The 17,826-nt window shown below is 36.6% G+C and carries 17 protein-coding genes; 6 read left to right on the top strand and 11 right to left on the bottom strand.

From position 1 onward, the window contains the following. The first annotated feature begins 182 nt into the window (after window positions 1-182). From AAEU33_RS11525 to AAEU33_RS11515, 3 genes are all read left to right on the top strand, one after another. Window positions 183-737, top strand: a complete 555-nt coding sequence (locus tag AAEU33_RS11525; protein ID WP_172279214.1) for a hypothetical protein — start codon at window positions 183-185, stop codon at window positions 735-737. A gap of 82 nt (window positions 738-819) precedes the next feature. Further along, window positions 820-1,515 (top strand): ATP-binding cassette domain-containing protein, encoded by a 696-nt coding sequence (locus AAEU33_RS11520; protein ID WP_345987597.1) that lies wholly within the window; start codon window positions 820-822, stop codon window positions 1,513-1,515. 76 nt (window positions 1,516-1,591) lie between these two features. After that, window positions 1,592-2,032: a hypothetical protein gene (locus AAEU33_RS11515; protein WP_273648505.1), complete on the top strand. Its 441-nt coding sequence runs from the start codon at window positions 1,592-1,594 to the stop codon at window positions 2,030-2,032. 37 nt (window positions 2,033-2,069) lie between these two features. Here the strand turns inward: AAEU33_RS11515 and AAEU33_RS11510 are convergent, their stop codons facing one another. Further along, a complete protein-coding gene (locus AAEU33_RS11510; RefSeq protein ID WP_172279220.1) occupies window positions 2,070-2,870 on the bottom strand; it encodes a patatin-like phospholipase family protein in 801 nt (266 codons plus the stop codon). A gap of 148 nt (window positions 2,871-3,018) precedes the next feature. Beyond that, window positions 3,019-4,407 carry a dihydrolipoyl dehydrogenase gene (gene lpdA / locus AAEU33_RS11505; RefSeq protein WP_345987595.1) on the bottom strand — a complete coding sequence of 463 codons (1,389 nt, stop codon included), beginning with the start codon at window positions 4,405-4,407 and terminating at the stop codon, window positions 3,019-3,021. Between the two features lie 411 nt (window positions 4,408-4,818). Between lpdA and AAEU33_RS11500 the strand changes: the two genes are divergently transcribed. Continuing rightward, on the top strand, window positions 4,819-5,190 hold the full coding sequence (locus tag AAEU33_RS11500; protein WP_345987593.1) for a hypothetical protein: 372 nt from the start codon (window positions 4,819-4,821) through the stop codon (window positions 5,188-5,190). A gap of 94 nt (window positions 5,191-5,284) precedes the next feature. On the opposite strand, the gene AAEU33_RS11495 is transcribed toward AAEU33_RS11500, so the two are convergent. The 8 genes from AAEU33_RS11495 to AAEU33_RS11460 all read right to left on the bottom strand — a co-directional run bounded on the left by AAEU33_RS11495 (window position 5,285) and on the right by AAEU33_RS11460 (window position 13,469). Beyond that, window positions 5,285-5,545 carry a hypothetical protein gene (locus AAEU33_RS11495; RefSeq protein ID WP_345987591.1) on the bottom strand — a complete coding sequence of 87 codons (261 nt, stop codon included), beginning with the start codon at window positions 5,543-5,545 and terminating at the stop codon, window positions 5,285-5,287. A 101-nt stretch (window positions 5,546-5,646) separates the two neighbouring features. Then, window positions 5,647-8,307, bottom strand: coding sequence for a glycoside hydrolase family 3 N-terminal domain-containing protein (locus tag AAEU33_RS11490; protein WP_345987589.1), 2,661 nt, complete (start codon window positions 8,305-8,307; stop codon window positions 5,647-5,649). Beyond that, a complete protein-coding gene (locus AAEU33_RS11485; protein ID WP_345987587.1) occupies window positions 8,307-9,848 on the bottom strand; it encodes an alpha-L-fucosidase in 1,542 nt (513 codons plus the stop codon). Before AAEU33_RS11485 ends, AAEU33_RS11490 begins: the two co-directional genes overlap by 1 nt. Window positions 9,849-9,932: 84 nt before the next feature. After that, on the bottom strand, window positions 9,933-10,826 hold the full coding sequence (locus tag AAEU33_RS11480; protein ID WP_345987585.1) for a TIGR01777 family oxidoreductase: 894 nt from the start codon (window positions 10,824-10,826) through the stop codon (window positions 9,933-9,935). Between the two features lie 41 nt (window positions 10,827-10,867). Further along, entirely contained in the window at window positions 10,868-11,572 is a 705-nt protein-coding gene (locus tag AAEU33_RS11475; RefSeq protein WP_345987583.1) for a DUF2071 domain-containing protein, read from the bottom strand. Continuing rightward, window positions 11,569-12,018: an SRPBCC family protein gene (locus tag AAEU33_RS11470; RefSeq protein ID WP_345987581.1), complete on the bottom strand. Its 450-nt coding sequence runs from the start codon at window positions 12,016-12,018 to the stop codon at window positions 11,569-11,571. Before AAEU33_RS11470 ends, AAEU33_RS11475 begins: the two co-directional genes overlap by 4 nt. After that, on the bottom strand, window positions 12,011-12,823 hold the full coding sequence (locus AAEU33_RS11465) for a DCC1-like thiol-disulfide oxidoreductase family protein (RefSeq protein ID WP_345987579.1): 813 nt from the start codon (window positions 12,821-12,823) through the stop codon (window positions 12,011-12,013). Before AAEU33_RS11465 ends, AAEU33_RS11470 begins: the two co-directional genes overlap by 8 nt. A gap of 142 nt (window positions 12,824-12,965) precedes the next feature. Next, a complete protein-coding gene (locus AAEU33_RS11460; RefSeq protein WP_172279236.1) occupies window positions 12,966-13,469 on the bottom strand; it encodes a helix-turn-helix domain-containing protein in 504 nt (167 codons plus the stop codon). A gap of 210 nt (window positions 13,470-13,679) precedes the next feature. On the opposite strand from AAEU33_RS11460, the gene AAEU33_RS11455 reads away from it, so the two are divergent. Next, entirely contained in the window at window positions 13,680-14,882 is a 1,203-nt protein-coding gene (locus AAEU33_RS11455) for a C1 family peptidase (protein WP_273648510.1), read from the top strand. A 179-nt stretch (window positions 14,883-15,061) separates the two neighbouring features. Continuing rightward, window positions 15,062-15,223: a hypothetical protein gene (locus tag AAEU33_RS11450; protein ID WP_172279240.1), complete on the top strand. Its 162-nt coding sequence runs from the start codon at window positions 15,062-15,064 to the stop codon at window positions 15,221-15,223. A gap of 138 nt (window positions 15,224-15,361) precedes the next feature. Here the strand turns inward: AAEU33_RS11450 and AAEU33_RS11445 are convergent, their stop codons facing one another. Beyond that, window positions 15,362-17,794: a thiamine pyrophosphate-dependent enzyme gene (locus AAEU33_RS11445; protein WP_273648512.1), complete on the bottom strand. Its 2,433-nt coding sequence runs from the start codon at window positions 17,792-17,794 to the stop codon at window positions 15,362-15,364. Window positions 17,795-17,826 lie beyond the last annotated feature (32 nt).

Below are 17,826 nucleotides of genomic sequence, written 5' to 3'. Positions count from 1 at the left end.
TTCAGCGTGATTCGGAATAAACTCTTTTGCGTTAGAGTTAGATGTTGCGCATAACATAGCGCATATTTCAAAAATAAATATCAAAAAAAAATGTTACTTTTGCTTTAGGGACGAAGTTTTTAATGCTATATCATCCCGGAATTGCAAGGACGCCATATTATAAAATGTTAAAAATCAATCCAATGAGGAAAATAATTTTACTATTTACTTGTCTGTTCGGTATTTCAATTTTTGCACAAATTAAAGTGTTAAAAAATGAGACTCTAGTGGAAATTGGTAAAGATAACTCTGTTGGCTTATATAAAAAGGAGGATAAATTCACTATCAATTACCAGGATCTTAATACCAGCAACCTCAATACTTTCAGATCTTTTTCTTTTCAAAACCTGAACGGAGATGTCTCTGATCTATATAAACTGATTACGGACGGGTTTATTTCCCTTCCTGAAGGAAACATCGCTTTGGAGCTTCCAAACGATATCATTGAACTCCATTACGAGAAAAACTATGGCCAGCCAACCGTTCAGTTTATCCAGTTCATTAATAAAAACCGAAAATATGTTGGAAAATCTCAATTCTTAAATAAGAAGCAGGTCGATAAAATCTTCGGAAAAACAAATGGGAAATCATCTCTGTATGAGAGGACTGCCATGATGAACAATGTTCATTCCAATAAGCCGGACACTTCAGCATCATCTTATAATTCCGGCAATAAAAATAAGAAAACGAAAAAATAATAATTATTTTTACAATATAGCAGAGCTCATTCCTAAGAATGAGTTTTTTTATTTTATTTTTGCAAAAAGATCATTACACCCTATGTCGCTTCAAATAATCAATTTAACCAAAAAATTTGGTGACCAAACCGCCCTTAACCAGATTAACATCTCCATTGATAAAAATGAAATCATTGGCCTTCTGGGACCTAACGGCGCAGGAAAATCTACTTTAATGAAATCCATTGTCGGAGCTTTAAAAATAGATGAAGGGCAAATCATCTTTAATGATAAAGATATTTCGGAATATGAGATAGAAGCTAAGAAGAATATTGGGTTTCTTCCCGAAAATAATCCTCTGTATCTGGAAATGTATGTTAAAGAATATTTGCAGTTTGTGGCTAATATCCATAAAATCCCTGAAACACGGATTAATGAAGTAATAGAGCTTGTAGGGATCACTCCTGAAAAATCGAAAAAAATCAGCCAGCTTTCCAAGGGATATAAGCAGAGGGTTGGTCTGGCACAGGCTATTCTACATCAGCCTGATCTTCTCATTCTTGACGAACCTACCAACGGTCTGGATCCTAATCAGATTATTGAAATAAGAAATGTGGTAAAAGAGATCGGTAAAGAAAAAACCGTTCTGCTGTCAACCCATATTATGCAGGAGGTTGAAGCATTATGCTCACGGGTAATTCTTATCCATAAAGGAAATATCCTTCAGGATTGTCCGATTGAAGAATTCAAAGGAAAATTCGGCAGCCTGGAAGAAGCTTTTGCAAGCCATACCAGCTAAGATTTAAATTGTATTGATTGTTTAATGGCTTTATATTTGATTAGATTCAGGTAATCTAATTTTAAAACCTATTGCCATGATCAGAACAATCTTAATGGGCACATTTATTATAGCATTAGCTTCTCCAGCTTATGCATACGCTGCTAATGAAAATCCGGTTATAAAAACTGAAAACAGTTCAGAATATATCCAGCAGGTTCCCAAAACCGTTATTATTAAAACAAAGAAATTTAAAATACGGATCGATCTTCAACCTAACGGAAAATACCTTTATCAGGCATGGGGAGCCAATTCCAAACTTACCTCGAAACCTAATATGATCATCAGTGACGGAGAGCTTGTTCCAGATGGTTCCGGAGGTAATTATTATTATGATTTCGTAAATAAAGGATTTCATTACCAGGTCTGGAGAAATTACCTCACCGATTCAGCAACGAAAGCACCCTATACGCTCGTTGTAAGTGATGAAAGTGGTAATACTGTGGTACAACAGGATGGAATCGTGGTAAAAAAGTAAAATAAAAATTCCCGCATTGAATGCGGGAATTTTTATTTTATGTACCTAATTGTTTGATCTGGGTATAAAAATTACTCTCTGCAAAACTTTCTTTTGCCGAATTATAGCCTATATTGAAAATCTCTTCAAGACGATCCTTTTTCCTTTCAAAAGTTCCGTAATTGGAAAGATCCTGTGAGGTAATGAACCAATCACAATAATCGAACTTTCCTTTCTCTATTCTGTACGAAAGAAGGTCATAAGAGCGTGAAACAATAGCTTTAATGGATTTTAAATCTTTAATATCGATTTCATGGGGCGGAGATACAAAAACCCCGATCAGCTTATCACATTCCTCCCTGATGATATCTGCAGGAAAGTTATTTAATACTCCTCCATCACAATACATCTCTTCGCCGATGATATAAGGCGTTGTAATCCCGGGAATAGAACATGAGGCAATAATTGCATCTGTAACTTTAAAATTTTCATCAAAAATTTTCTGCGTCCCGGACACCAGTTCTGTAGCTACGATCTTAACCTCTTTATCCAGATCTTTCAGTTTCATATCCTGAAAAATGGGTCTTAAATAGTTGGTAAAAATAATGGAGGAAACCAGCCCGGGCTGGTTGAATGTAAAATGCTTCCAGTTAAAAAAATAAACCGAATTGAAGAATTCCAGAATTTCTTCAGGTGTTTTACCGACTGCATACAGGCATCCTACGATAGAACCTGCACTGCAACAAGACAATACATCAATATCAATATTCTTCTCAATCAGGAATTTTAAAACTCCGGCATGTGCAATACCCTTGGTACCGCCACCTGATAAAACAAGCCCTACTTTCTCAAGATTCATAGAATAAAATTAAGAAAACAGGTCGAGAAAATCTGATTATTTTTTTGAAATATTCTAATTTTAAAATTATTTTAATAAATATTCCTGCATAAACTATATTGAAAAAGCCCAGAATAATCTGGGCTTTTAAATATTTCTGTATTATAGATTAAATGTGGATCACTTCTCCATAAGCTGCCGCAGCTGCTTCCATGATTGCTTCAGAAACAGTTGGGTGCGGGTGGATAGACTTAATGATCTCGTGCCCTGTTGTCTCTAATTTTCTTGCAACAACAGCTTCGGCAACCATATCAGTTACTCCGTCACCGATCATATGACATCCTAACCACTCTCCATATTTAGCATCGAAAATAACTTTGATGAAACCATCTGTATTTCCGTTTGCAGTTGCTTTACCACTTGCAGAAAGAGGGAATTTACCTACTTTGATTTCATATCCTTTTTCCTTAGCCTGCTTTTCTGTAAGACCTACAGAAGCAACTTCAGGGTGACAGTAAGTACATCCAGGAATATTGCCATAATCAATTTTCTCTACGTGCAATCCTTTGATCTTTTCAACACATGTAATTCCTTCTGCAGAAGCTACGTGTGCTAAGGCCTGAGTCGGGATAAGGTCACCAATGGCATAGTATCCGGGAACTGAAGTTTCATACCACTCATTAACCAAAACTCTTCCTTTATCTGTCTGGATTCCTACTTCTTCCAATCCTATATTTTCGATATTGGCAGCAATACCAACCGCTGAAAGTAAAATATCAGCTTCCAGGGTAATGTTTCCATTAGCAGTTTTTACATTTGCTTTTACACCTTCTCCGCTGGTATCCACGCTTTCTACAGAAGCATTGGTCATAATCTCGATTCCTGATTTTTTCAAAGATTTCTCAAGATGTTTAGAGATCTCTTCATCTTCTACAGGAACAATGTTCGGCATAAACTCAACAATAGTCACTTTTGTTCCCATCGTGTTATAGAAATCGGCAAACTCTACTCCGATTGCACCTGAACCTACAACAATCATAGATTTTGGCTGTTCAGGAAGAGATAATGCCTGTCTGTATCCGATTACTTTTTTACCATCCTGTGGTAAATTTGGTAATTCTCTTGAACGTGCACCTGTTGCAATGATAATATGAGTTCCTGTATACTCAGTAACCTTACCGTCTTTATCTGTAACAGATACTTTTTTATCTTTTAAAACTTTAGCCGTACCAAGGATAACATCGATCTTATTTTTTTTCATTAAGAACTCGATTCCTTTGCTCATTTTGTTGGCAACACCACGGCTTCTTTGAATTACGTTTGGAAATTCAAAACTTGGCTCTACTTTATTTAAACCATAATCTTCAGCATGATTAATATAATGAAAAACCTGAGCAGATTTCAATAAAGCTTTAGTTGGTATACATCCCCAGTTAAGGCAAATTCCACCTAAATTCTCTTTTTCGATAATTGCAGTTTTGAAACCCAACTGTGCCGCTCTAATCGCTGTAACATATCCACCAGGACCACTTCCGATGACAATAATATCGTAATTCATTAGCTTAAAATTTTTATGCGAATTTAAGGAAAAAATATGGGATGATTCACGTTTATGCAAATTCATCCAATAATGAATCATATAGAAAATTTCATTTGATTATAATTAATAAAAAACATAACACAACAAAATATTCATAACAAATATTATATTATACAAAAAATTTCACAATACAAAATCTTCTCCCGAAACAATTTCAATTTTAATAATCCTAAAAAATCCCTGTTATTTCAGCTTTTAAATAATCACCGGTACTTTCATAGTCTCAGCTAATTCGTGATTAGCTGGTTTATAGGAAACAGGCAATAAAAATGCGTGCACTATATGCGATCTTTTGGTAACTTTATGTAGTAATAATATCGTATCATCTATGATCTCAAATCCCGGATCATACTATTAAAACATACTTTTATGAAAAAAAGCTTAAGCCGAGACAATATCTGGATCAAAGAACCGGAAGAACATGATTTCCCAGCAGCCCAGGACTATCTGGAACTTCTTTTCGAACCGGAGCTCGCTAAAAAAACAGTAGATAAACTTAAAAAAGCACCTACCATCACTAAAAAATCCAAAGATATTCTAAGAGCAAGTAAACTTCCTCTTCTTCCTGAAAGCAACATCCATGTCAAAGAGAATCTGAAAAAAGTGCTAAAGAATAAGAAGCTCTCGCCAATTTTACTTGTCAGAGGCCAAAATGAACTGATCATCGCAGATGGCTATCATCGCCTTTGCTGCAGTTACTATCTTACGGAAGATTTGGAAGTTCCGTGCCGATTGGTTTAATTAATAACGATCCGATATACTGAGTTTTAAAATAACATAATAAAAAAGAGCAGGTATTTCCTGCTCTTTTGAGTCGTATATAAATTCCGGAGTACTATAGTTTTTTCAATAATTTTTTTTCAATCCTGTATTTTTCATCCAAAGCCTTTAACTGGTCTCTTTTCATCTTTTTGGTAGCCAGCGGATGGTTCAAAATAAGTTTCCTTTCCCGATTGTATTTTCTTTCCAGCTCTTGCGATTTCTTTTCTATCAGTTCAGTTCTCGAAGGATGTGGCGGAGGCGCCGGACGCCTCTGAGCCTGGACATTCATCGATAAACCCATTAATACTACTGTTGTTATAAAAAACTTGTTCATGACCTTTATTTTTGTGAATGATTTTAATAAAAAAAAATATAATTAATTAACTTCATTCAGGTTTGGAGTAAATATTACATATATCATACCACAATCTTAAATTACTGAACTTCAACATCCTGCTTTAAAGTCAGATTTTTGGAAGAGTTCCCAATCATAATACGGTAAGTCCCCTTTTCTACGGTCCAGTTCTTTTTCTCATCCAAAAACTTTAAATCTTTTACGGGAACTTCTATAGATACCTTCTTTAATTCTCCCGGTTTCAGATATACTTTCTGAAATCCTTTTAATTCAAGAACAGGTCTGGAAACTGAAGCCAATTTATCTCTTACATAGAGTTGGACAACTTCGCTTCCACTCACCTTTCCGGTATTTTTAATAGTAACCTTCGCAATAATGGTATCGTTTGTGTGATATTGGGGCTTATTCAATTGTAAATCCGAAATCTCAAAAGTCGTATAGCTCAATCCATATCCAAAGGGATACAATGGCTCGCCACTCAGGTCATAATAATCATTTCCCCTGCCGGTAGGATGATGGTTATACGTTAACGGAAGCTGCCCTTCTTCCTGTGGAAACGTAACCGGCAGTTTTCCGGATGGGTTTTCGTCCCCAAAAAGAACTTTTGCGATTGCATTTCCCCCTTGCTCTCCAGGATACCATACATCTAAAATAGCTCCAACCTCATGTTTCCACTTTGTTGTTTTTATTGCTGAACCTCCGACTAAGACCACGGTAGTCGGTTTACTTAACTTTGACACCTGATGAATAAAGTCTTCTTGATTTCCGGGAAGGGCTAAAGATGAGCGATCCTGAAACTCGCCTTCATGAATTCCTGCGGCGACAATAATATGATCTGCCGTTTTTGCCAGTTCCAAGGCTTCATTAAAATTCTTTTTCTGATCTTCTACACCATAATTCCATATCAGTTCTATATGAGCTTCGCCCCTGTTTTCTTTAAATTCGATCTGAAGATCATAACTTTTATATTTAACAAAATCTATTTCTGTGGTTTGAGTGGAATAGCTTAGCTTTTCCCACTGATCTACAACCAGTTTGCCGTCCAGATATAACCTGAAACCATCATTTCCACGAAGGCCCAATCGATACTTGCCTGAATCCGGAGCTTTTAATTGCCCGATCCAACGCACACTGTAATTATCCGGCTGAAGCTTTTCCACATCAGGAGAATACAAAGTCCATTGAAAATTAATCTGTTCATCTTGTCTTTCAAATGCAGGATTTCCTTTGAATTCACTATTTGAAAAATAAAATCCTTTCAAGCCCTTTTGATTTCCAAAAGATAAAAATTCAGCAGGAACAGTCAGTACATCTTTCACATTCCGCTCAATTCCTTTAGCATATACTACCTCAATCCCTTTCTTTGAGCAAAAGTTCTTAATGCCTTCCAATATACTCACCTTATGATTTCCCGGTCCTGAATACCCGCCTAATCTGGCTTCCGTCGCATCAGCACCTACTAAAAGGATTCTTTTTGCATTTGCGGAAACAGGGAGTGTGTTGTTTTTGTTCTGAAGCAAGACAAAAGACTCTATTGCAGCTTTTTCTGCAAGACTTGCATAATTAAGCTTTTTTAAGCCCTCAATATCTTTATCGGATATGTATGGATCGTCAAATAGTCCGAGTTCGAATTTAGCCCTCAGTACCCGCGAAACAGCATCATCTATTCTCTCCTGAGATATTCTTCCGTCCAGGAATGGTGGAATAAATAATCGGTAATGCTCGTAATCCGTCTGAAAAATTACGTCCAGACCCGCATTAATTGCCTGAGCTGAGGCATCCTCATAATCTTTTGCCGTAAAATGCAATACATTGGCACCACCAACTGCACTTGCATCACTGATTACAAATCCTTTAAAATTCCATTCTTTTTTCAATTTTTCTGATAACAACCAGTGGTTTGCCGTGGCAGGTCTTCCATCCAGCAAATTATAAGAAGTCATTACAGATCTGCTTTTTCCCTCTGTAAATGCTTTAAAAAACGGAATAAGGTGGGTTTCTTCCAGATATCTTTTGCTCCAGTGGATAGGATAAGAATCTCTTCCTCCCTCCCCCACGTTCGCAAGAAAATGTTTAGGCGTTGTAATGATTCCTGTATTTTCGAATGAGCTTACAAAACCGGTTCCCATCACGGAGGTCAAAAACGGGTCCTCTCCATATGTCTCCTCTGTTCTGCCCCATCTCACATCACTGGCCAAATTAACTACAGGAGTTAAGATCTGACGTATTCCCCTCAGTTTCGATTCTTTTGCAATCGCCATGGAGACTTCCTTCATCAGCCCTGGATTAAAAGATGAAGATAAAGCAATGGCTTGTGGAAAGGCCGTAGCGCCTTCTCTCATTAAACCGTGTAAAGCTTCATCAAATGGAATAATCGGAATTCCCAATCTTGATTCTTCAATAAAATATTTCTGAATACTATTGATTTTTCTCGCCAGTCTCTCTGCATCTTCATCTGCATTATATTTTAGCATTTGTCCGGCTGCACCATCCCCTTGATTGGTGGCACTCACCTGTAATCCAAAAATTCCATGCCGGTACTGATCTTTGGAAACATGATCCAGGTCTCCGGGAATCATAAAACACTGCCAGAACTTTTCTTCAGGCGTCATTCTTTTGAGCAGATCCTGAACCCTTAGCTCAACAGGTTGTTTTGAATCTTTATACAGTGGTTTTTGAGCGGAAACAAAGCTTAGACTTAACAGCAAAGCGATTCCTGGAAATTGAAAACGGAACTTCATTATTTCTGTAGTTGAATTACAGTTGAATACATAAGCTGTTTACGTTCTGAAGGCAGGTGTACCTCAATCCTGTTTCCTTTCTGCTTCCATTGTACCTTCGAATCAATACCCAGAATTTTCAGGGATTTAGGGGTAAAGTTTTCAGGGACTGAAAAACTCAGGTCAGAAGGAGCTGCATAACTTGTTTTTTCATCGGTATGGAATACATTCACCGTTTTTTCGTCTTTACTCGTGGTATAGTAAAAGTCCCCTTCATGATAAGGAGCCAAGGTTCTTGTTGCAAAAACAGCTGCCCCATTCTTATCCATCCAACCGGATATTTCTTTCAGCCTTTCATATACCACAGCATCATAATCCCCATTAGGACCAGGAGCAATATTCATCAGATAGTTTCCTCCTCTTGAAATGATTTTAATGAGGGTTTCAATGATCTTTTGGGAAGACTTATAATGATCATCAGGTACGTAAGAAAAAGAATCTCCCATGGTAATACAGCTTTCCCAGGGAATTGAAAGAGGCTGATCGGGCACTGCCTGTTCCGGAGTTACATAATTTTCCCATTTTCCGGGAACCGTACGGTCTACGATTATGATTCCCGGCTGGTTTTTCCGGGCCATATTACCAATCTTATCCATATCGATATCCTGTTCCACCTTAATGGTTCTTTGCCATTCTACAGCAGGATCAATTGTTTTAAAGGGACGCACCCAGCCACCATCCAGCCACAGTATATCTATTTTACCATAATTTGAAGTAATCTCATTGAGCTGATTCCAGGTAAACTTCTTAAAGCGTTCCCATCTTTCCGGATATTTTTTAGGATCATAATTTACATTCCGGTCTTTTGGAGGAAAGTAAGGCCACCAATAATCATCGGAATGCCAGTCCGGTTTAGAAAAATAAGCTCCGATCTTAAATCCTTCTTTACGGAATGTGGTAAAAATTTCTTGTACAACATCTGCTTTGGGATTTTTAGAAAAAGGAGTTTTAGCAGATGTTATTTTGTAATCAGATTCTTTCGTATCAAACATGGAAAATCCATCATGGTGCTTCGTTGTAAAAACTACATATTTCATTCCCGCTTTTTTAGCTGCATCAGCCCACTTCCGGGGATTAAACTGAATTGGATTGAATGTTGTCTGAAGATTTTCATAATTCTTCACATATTCATTATATGTTTCTCCGTGTTCGGGCTTACGCTGAGTCCACGATTCGTCTTCCGGGCATAGACTCCAGCTTTCTACAATTCCCCATTGGCTGTAGGTTCCCCAATGCATAAACAGTCCGAATTTAAGATCCTGCCATTCTTCCAGGTTTTTCACAACCAAAGGGTCCGTTGGCTTCTCATAGCCTTTTGAAACATTATGGGCCTGTGAAAGAAAGGTTGCCGATATGAAAAGTGATGAAAGAAAAAAGGTTTTAGTTTTTTGTGGAATCAGCATAAAAAAATACTTTTTGCTAATGTAATCATCCTGCTGTAAACTCGCAAAAATTACTTCCCTGTATGAGTCCTGATGAGTAACTCCAGAGCTTTTAAACATTCAGGGTTTTAAAAATATTTTCTCCCCGCGGATGAAATTTCTGTTTTTAGCTTATTAAAACTAATACTTTATGGGGTTTCAAACCTAGATAAGTTTCTGTAAAGCAGAATCAATATCAGGATAGAGGAATTGAAAGCCATTTTTCATCAGTATTTCCGGATATACATTTCTGCTTTTAAGTAATAATTCTGTTTCTGTATTGAGAAATACAGACGCCAGTTCCAGTTGCCACACAGGGGAATTAATTCCAAACGGAATTCGTAAACGTTTCCGTAGTTTTTTCATTAATTCTTCATTAGTTAAAGGCTGAGGAGCGGTCACATTAACACAACCTGAAATGTATTCATGATGTATGGTCCATTCAATGGCACGACAAAAATCTTCAATATGAATCCAGCTAACATGCTGATTCCCTCTTCCCTGTCTTCCTCCTAACCCTAGTTTTGTAACCTGGCAAAGTTTTGGGAAAGCTCCTCCGTTTTTCCCCATTACTATAGAAGTACGTAACGCCACTTTCCTTATCTCATCATGATGCACGGCAAAGAATTCCTTTTCCCAGCTTTTACAGATATTCATCGAAAAATCATCTCCTATAACTCCGTTTTCTTCTGTATTCAGATTCTTTTCAGAGTGCACATAAATGGTTGCCGAACTTGCATTCAGCCATATTTTCGGTTTGTCAATGCATTGGTCTACCGCTTTATGAAGAACTCTTGTACTTTCAATTCTTGAGGAATAAATTTCTTTTTTGTTTTTATCATTATACCTGCAGTCAACAGATTTCCCCGTAAGATTGATCAGGACATCACAGCTCTCAAGCTTATGTGACCACTCGCCGATATGGGTTGCATCCCAATATATTTCGTGTTCATGTTTAGGCTTTCTGGTTAAAATATAGACCTGATTTCCTTTCGTACGGAAATACTCTTTCAGGTTTTCACCAAGAAATCCTGTACCGCCTGCAATAATGATTTTCATAAATTTAGGTTTTTAGAGGGTTAATTATTCTGAACTTCGTTTCAGACAATATATTCTTTTATTTTCACTTTAATCTCGGAACCTTCTGCAAGCATTACAGACAGAGGATCCTGAATGTTCAAAAATTTAAAATCTTTTCCGTAGATTCTTTCAAAATCTATCTTCAACTGATGATCTTTTACCAGATAATATTTCCATTGAGGATGGCAAACCTCATATTCGGAAGTCTTATTATCATTTTTTGTAAATCCGTAATAGTGTTCGGTAATGAACTCAAATTCAGAATCAGATTCCATAGGAAGTGCCTGAAGATCTGCAGTAATTTCCATAGAATGCCATGTTTTATCTTTCCATGAATATGTAACCAACATTTCGTGTTCCTTTTTTGCTATTGCGTTTTTCATCGGCAGCGTTTTATAATTTTCATTATAGATAGCATTTGCAATAAAGCTTAAGGCCGGTTTCGGAACAATCTCTTTAATAAAGACCACTCCTCTTTTCCATGCATTATTTTCTCTTTTTTTCACATAAAACCTAAGGTTAACTTCCTCAAAGTTGCGGTGAAAAGGGATGCGTAAACCGAGTAATCTGGTATTTAAAAACATAAATCCGACAAGACTTATGTAGCATTTCCCTTTATAGAAATCAAGTTCCGTACCTTCAGGAAGGTATTTTATGAGTATTTCAGGATCTATTTCATAATTGATGATCGCCAGTTTGCGCCATTCAGCCTTTAAAAAGTTCATAATTCTGCATTTTTTTTGATGATTTCATTTCTTTTTACTAAAAAATCTTTGAGGTAATTTTTAAGAAAAAAATAATTGAACAGCATACCGATCATTCCCAAAGGAGATTGAAATTCGAAAATATCGGTCATGATCGTGTAATTTCCTTCCTGTTTGAAAAGGTGTTGATGCTTTAATGATTTAAAAGTTCCTTTCAGCATAACATCAGTAAACTCCAGAGGCTTTTCCATACTGATTATTTTTGAAGTGTGCGTCTGATATATTCCCAGATGCTTTGCACGCCATGTTACCGTTTCATTCAGTTCAATAAGTCCGTGCATACGTCCGGCAATAGATTTTTCCTCTGTACTGGATGTTGATTGCTGATGCATATCAATATCCCTTGATAGATCAAAAACTTTACAGATGTCTGCCTTAATGATTGTTTTTAAATAAATTCTAGACATAGTAATACAATAAAGTGATCAAGACAATAGTTCTGTAAATAATCCAACTTATGGACGGAATAAAATTCAATTCCAATATTTTGCAACGTCTTATGTGCTCTAGAAGCATCATGAAAACCACAATTCCAAAGTAAAAAATATAAAATAGAGAATTGAATTCTGTAAAGAGAACAGGCAATAAAAGCAGAGTCCCGATCAGGGAAACAGTCATCATATTTCCGATATAATCCCATATTTTATCTTTCAGGTAGGCCTTTAAAAAAACAGTTTGCCAAGCGATCTGCCCTAAACAAATGGCCAATTCCCTTAAAAAATTCCGGCTAAAACCAAATCCCGTTTTTGTAACAAATACACTTAAAATACAGGAGGAAAAAATCACCACAAACAGGATGTATCCGATCCTGTACTTCATGTTAAAATCGGGAACACATGACTCTTCTGTATAAGGTTTAGATGATGGAATAATCTGCTTTCTGTTATATGACACAAAAGAATATAACTTTCTGAAAAACCAGTAAAAAGGTTGTATTCTCGCTATCTTCTCCAATACCGGAAATGAGTTTCCAATAATAGCAAGCAGGCTGTCCAGACCGTATATCACTTCATTTGTGCTATGATCAATCAACGCAATTTCATTTTTTGCCCGCTTATAATCAATAACCGATCTGCTCTTAACACTCAATTCACTAAAAGCCTCTCTCCCATTTTCATCAAGCATTCCACATTGTATAAAACCTTTAGAGTAAATATTACACATAGGACATTCATTGTCGTAGATGAGGGTCTGGTTCTTTAGAGTTTTCATATCCTTAATTTTAAAATGATTTTCTTTTCGAGAAGTACAAAATCAAAAACAAATGAATGATTAAATTTTTCATAATTATTATATTTTCAATAATTTTTGAAAGTTTATTTGAAATAAAAAAGGAACACTGTCCTTTTTAGCCTTATTTTAATAGATTCGTGATCTTTCCTACCAACCAATGATCATCACTTTTTATCGCGAGATCCATGATATTATTAATCTTTCCCGTAACCGAACTAAAATCTTCCATCAACTTAATAAACTCTTTGGCTTCATCAGAATCACGGTCTTCAATATTCTTTAATTCTTCTAAAAAAGAAATTACCGGTTCGATTTCCCTTTTTCTTCTTTCTTTTGTGATTTGCTTAAACAGAAACCACACATCTTTTTCAGCAATGAAATACTCTTTCCGGTCTCCTTTTACAAATTCCTTTTTTACAATTCCCCAGTCCATGAGAGCCCGTAAATTCATATTGGCATTTCCTCTTGAAATTTCAAGCTGCTCCATTACCTCATCTGTTGATAATGGCTTTCCACTTGCCAAAAGCAATGCATGAACCTGCGCCATTGTCCGGTTAATCCCCCAATTGGTAGCAAATGTTCCCCATGTCTGAATATATTTTTCCTTCGCCTCTGAAAGTTGCATATTGATCTCTTTTTGAATTTCTATTACAAATGTAATAATAATTTTCGAACTTTCAATAATTTTTGAAAATTAAATTTAAAGTTTTTATCTTGATTATGGTAACATAGAATTCCTGCTTTTTCACCCAAATAACTCCAATTTAAAATTTAACCTTTTCCTTTGTAACAAATCTTGTATTACAACGACTATTCAATAATAATCTTTTTAGTAATGAAATATAACAAAATTGCCTCATTACTTTTTGTTTTGTCTGCAGGAAGTATGATGTTCGCACAGGATGACTTGATCAACAAGTTGAAAAACAATCAATCCCAAAATGCTAACTTTAAATTTACGACTCTTAAAGATGTTGGTGCTACTTCAGTAAAAAACCAGGGATCTTCAGGAACGTGCTGGAGCTACTCGGGGAACTCTTTTCTTGAGTCTGAAATGCAGCGTATGGGTAAAAAACCTGTAGACCTGGCAGAAATCTTTACCGCAAGAAACTCTTACCATGACAAAGCAAAATTATATGTTTTAAATAACGGAGCTATCAGTTGGGGAGACGGAGGTGAATTGCACGATGTAATCAATATGTACAAAAAGTACGGTGCAGTTCCTCAGGAAGTGTATACAGGATTGAAAGCCGGACAAACGACCAACAACTTCAAGGAAATGCAGGGTAAATTAAAGACTGTATTAGATAGTTTGGTTCAGGCTTCATCTAAAGGAAAACTTTCCGACAACTGGATGTCTTCTGTGGATGTTATTCTGGATGAGTACCTTGGAAAAGTTCCGACTAACTTTACATATGAGGGGAAATCCTACACTCCGAAAACATTTGCTAAGGAGGTCGTAGGAATCAATCCTGAAGATTATGTAGAATTATCTTCTTACAAAGATTATCCTTATTTCCAGAAATTTGTAAACCCAATTCCTGATAACTGGAGCCATGATTCTGACTGGAATATTCCGATGACAGATATGACTGCAATTGTTGACAATGCAATTTCAAAAGGATATTCTGTAGGCTGGGCAACAGATGTATCTGAACCTTATTTTTCATATAAAAACGGAGTGGCCTATGTTCCGGATGTAGATCTTGACCAGATCACTCCTGAAGTAAAAAAAGAATTGTTTACAGAGCCTAAAAAAGACAAAGCGATCACAGAAGATATGCGTCAGAAAGCTCTTAACAACCTTTCAACCACGGATGACCATGGTATGCATATCGTAGGTTTAGCAAAAGATCAAAGCGGAAAAGAATATTATATGGTAAAGAACTCATGGGGTGTTACCAATGATTTTGAAGGATATATCTATGTAACAAGACCATACGTTGAATATAAGTCAACTGCTATTCTTGTACATAAGAATGCCATTCCAAAAAATATTTTAAGACAATTAAAACCTACCAAAAACATCGGTTTATAATTAACAAAATCACTTTGTCATTTGATGACAATTTTAAATATTTACTCGGTTAAAAAACAGCTTCTGGTTTACAGAAGCTGTTTTATTTTATGTATAATAATTATTTGATTAGTCATAAATCCAATAAGAGTGAAACCAAAACTGTTATATTTGTAATCTAATCAACAAATTAAAGCAATATGAAAAATTCAAAAAAATTATCCAAATCTGAATTAAAAAGAATTAGTGGTGGAAATCCACCGGACTGCACAGAAGGAATAGCTTGTTATCATCGTCCCAAAAACGGATTTCCGGGTTACTGGACATGTAATGCAGGATCAAGCAGTTGTCCTGAAGATTAATTGATTCTACAGCTAAAATCCCCAAATTTTCCGGGGATTTTTTATATAATAAATTCTGAATTAAAATTAAATGAAATCAATAATGCAAAAAAAAGCTTCCGGGTAACCCGGAAGCTTTTTTGTATATTTTTTTTGTCCTTAGAATATCGCCGGATATTTTTGAGGATTGGTTTCATTAAACATCGCATAGATCTTTTCTACCATATCATCTGCAGAAGGTTTGCTGAAATAATCTCCATCACTTGCATAAGCAGGACGGTGGTCATTTGCGGCAATTGTTAAAGGATCAGAATCAAGATATCTGAAAGCTTTTTGCTTCTCCAAAATCTGCTGTAGAATAAATGCTGAAGTTCCTCCTTCCACATCTTCATCGATCACCACCAATCTGTTGGTTTTCTTCACACTCTCAGCAATTTCGTTTGTTAAATCAAAAGGAATTAAAGACTGAACATCAATAACCTCTGAAGAAATTCCTAATTTCTCCAGCTCTTCTGCTGCCTCCATTACAATTCTCCATGTAGACCCATAGGTTACTAACGTTACATCCTTTCCTTCTTTCGTTACTTCAATCTTCCCGACAGGAACAGTAAACTCTCCCAGGTTATCAGGCTGCTTCTCTTTTAAACGGTATCCGTTCAGACACTCAACAATTACTGCCGGATCATCACTCTGAAGCATTGTATTATAGAATCCTGCAGCTTTTGTAAGGTTTCTTGGTACTAGTACCAGAATCCCTTTTGAAAGATTAAGAATTCCTGCCATCGGAGAACCTGAATGCCATACCCCTTCTAATCTGTGCCCTCTTGTTCTGATAATTACGGGTGCTTTCTGCCCTCCTTTTGTTCTGTACTGAACTGTTGCCAGATCATCACTCATTCCCTGCAGGCAGTATAGGATATAGTCTAAATACTGGATCTCGGCAATCGGTCTCAGACCTCTCATTGCCATACCGATTCCCTGGCCTAAAATAGTCGCTTCACGGATTCCCGTATCTGCAACACGAACTTCACCATATTTCTCCTGCATGCCTTCAAGTCCCTGGTTTACATCACCGATGTTTCCGGCATCTTCTCCAAATACAAGGGTTTCAGGATATTTTTCAAAAATTTTATCAAAGTTGTTTCTTACCACTACTCTTCCGTCCACATCTTCTGAGCTGTCTGAATATACAGGCTTGATCTCTTTAACGTTTTCGGCCTTCCACTGAGACTGAGAATACAGATGAGAAGAATAGTTGTCTTTTTCTACTTCCAGGATCTCATTGTACTTCTGTATTAACTGGTTTCTTTCAGGAGTATTGGTTCCTCTTGTTGCCAGTAAAGACATTCTTACCAAGTGGAAAATATCTTTTTTAGCTTTTGAGACTAATTTATTAAAATGAGTGATGTAATTTTCTATTTCTGCATTTTGACCTTTAAGATTTTCCACCAAAGGTAAAACTGCTTTTGACAGGTCTGAAATGGTTTTCTGATAGTTTTCCCAAGCCAGTTTCTGTCCGGCTTTTACTGTCTTTTTAGCCTCGTCATCGATGGCATCCAGTTCTTCTGCGGTTGCAATCACCTCTTCTTTACCTTCAATTTCAATGGAATAGTTGAGAATCCACTCTCTGAACTTGACCAACCCGTCAAAATCTGCTTCCCATGAAAGACGTTCTTCATTCTTATATCTTTCGTGAGATCCTGAAGTAGAGTGCCCTTGTGGTTGCGTAACTTCAATGACGTGAACAACTACAGGAACACTTTCAGTTCTTGCAAAATGTTCAGCTCTTGCATAGGCATCCAATAATGCAGGATAATCCCATGCTTTTACCTGAATGATCTCGCATCCCTGGTTTTCTCCTTCTTTTCTCTGGAAACCACTTAGCATTTCAGAGATATCCGCCTTTGCTCTCTGGTTTTTAGTAGGAACAGAAATCCCGTACCCATCATCCCAGATCGAAACGATCATCGGTACCTGAAGCGCACAAGCCGCATTCAGAGTTTCCCAAAAATGGCCTTCTGCTGTGGAAGCATCGCCAATTGTTCCGAAAGCTATTTCATTTCCATTGTTTGAAAACTTTTCAGAACCTTCAAATTGTACTGATTTATATATTTTAGAAGCCTGAGCTAACCCTAATAATCTAGGCATTTGTCCTGCTGTAGGAGAAATATCAGAAGAAATATTCTTTTGAGCCATAAGGTTTTTCCAGCTTCCATCTTCATGTAAGCTTCTCGTTGCGAAATGCCCGTTCATCTGTCTTCCTGCTGATGCCGGCTCTCTTTCTACGCTGGTATCTGCATATAGCTGTGCAAAAAAGCTTTCAACCGTTAACGCATTGACGGACAAAGCAAAGGTCTGATCCCTGTAATATCCTGAACGGAAGTCGCCATTTCTGAAAACTTTCGCCATTGCCAGCTGTGGTAATTCTTTACCGTCACCGAAGATCCCGAATTTAGCTTTTCCTGTAAGAACTTCTCTTCTCCCCAGGTAAGACATTTCACGAGAGATTCTCCCTAATTTATAGTCTTCAAGTATTTGATTTTTAAAATCTTGAAAGGAAATCTTCTGTGTTTCAATATAGGTTGTTTGCATAGCCAAATATAAAAATTTTTAGTTCTAGAAGT

The organism is Chryseobacterium sp. Chry.R1, assembly GCF_039645525.1.
Classification (GTDB): Bacteria; Bacteroidota; Bacteroidia; order Flavobacteriales; family Weeksellaceae; genus Chryseobacterium; species Chryseobacterium proteolyticum.
The sequence above is the reverse complement of the archived record's forward strand: the minus strand, read 5'-3'. Positions and strand labels throughout refer to the sequence as shown.

What these genes read in the sequence shown, in the direction of transcription:
- AAEU33_RS11510 (WP_172279220.1), bottom strand. Translation starts at nt 2,870, where the DNA reads ATGAATCTTGAGAAAGTAGGGCTTGTTTTATCAGGTGGCGGTACCAAG.
- AAEU33_RS11445 (WP_273648512.1), bottom strand. Translation starts at nt 17,794, where the DNA reads ATGCAAACAACCTATATTGAAACACAGAAGATTTCCTTTCAAGATTTT.
- AAEU33_RS11475 (WP_345987583.1), bottom strand. Translation starts at nt 11,572, where the DNA reads ATGAACTTTTTAAAGGCTGAATGGCGCAAACTGGCGATCATCAATTAT.
- AAEU33_RS11480 (WP_345987585.1), bottom strand. Translation starts at nt 10,826, where the DNA reads ATGAAAATCATTATTGCAGGCGGTACAGGATTTCTTGGTGAAAACCTG.
- AAEU33_RS11495 (WP_345987591.1), bottom strand. Translation starts at nt 5,545, where the DNA reads ATGAACAAGTTTTTTATAACAACAGTAGTATTAATGGGTTTATCGATG.
- AAEU33_RS11515 (WP_273648505.1), top strand. Translation starts at nt 1,592, where the DNA reads ATGATCAGAACAATCTTAATGGGCACATTTATTATAGCATTAGCTTCT.
- AAEU33_RS11465 (WP_345987579.1), bottom strand. Translation starts at nt 12,823, where the DNA reads ATGAAAACTCTAAAGAACCAGACCCTCATCTACGACAATGAATGTCCT.
- AAEU33_RS11500 (WP_345987593.1), top strand. Translation starts at nt 4,819, where the DNA reads ATGAAAAAAAGCTTAAGCCGAGACAATATCTGGATCAAAGAACCGGAA.
- AAEU33_RS11450 (WP_172279240.1), top strand. Translation starts at nt 15,062, where the DNA reads ATGAAAAATTCAAAAAAATTATCCAAATCTGAATTAAAAAGAATTAGT.
- AAEU33_RS11490 (WP_345987589.1), bottom strand. Translation starts at nt 8,307, where the DNA reads ATGAAGTTCCGTTTTCAATTTCCAGGAATCGCTTTGCTGTTAAGTCTA.
- AAEU33_RS11460 (WP_172279236.1), bottom strand. Translation starts at nt 13,469, where the DNA reads ATGCAACTTTCAGAGGCGAAGGAAAAATATATTCAGACATGGGGAACA.
- AAEU33_RS11520 (WP_345987597.1), top strand. Translation starts at nt 820, where the DNA reads ATGTCGCTTCAAATAATCAATTTAACCAAAAAATTTGGTGACCAAACC.
- AAEU33_RS11485 (WP_345987587.1), bottom strand. Translation starts at nt 9,848, where the DNA reads ATGTTTAAAAGCTCTGGAGTTACTCATCAGGACTCATACAGGGAAGTA.
- AAEU33_RS11470 (WP_345987581.1), bottom strand. Translation starts at nt 12,018, where the DNA reads ATGTCTAGAATTTATTTAAAAACAATCATTAAGGCAGACATCTGTAAA.
- AAEU33_RS11525 (WP_172279214.1), top strand. Translation starts at nt 183, where the DNA reads ATGAGGAAAATAATTTTACTATTTACTTGTCTGTTCGGTATTTCAATT.
- AAEU33_RS11455 (WP_273648510.1), top strand. Translation starts at nt 13,680, where the DNA reads ATGAAATATAACAAAATTGCCTCATTACTTTTTGTTTTGTCTGCAGGA.
- lpdA (WP_345987595.1), bottom strand. Translation starts at nt 4,407, where the DNA reads ATGAATTACGATATTATTGTCATCGGAAGTGGTCCTGGTGGATATGTT.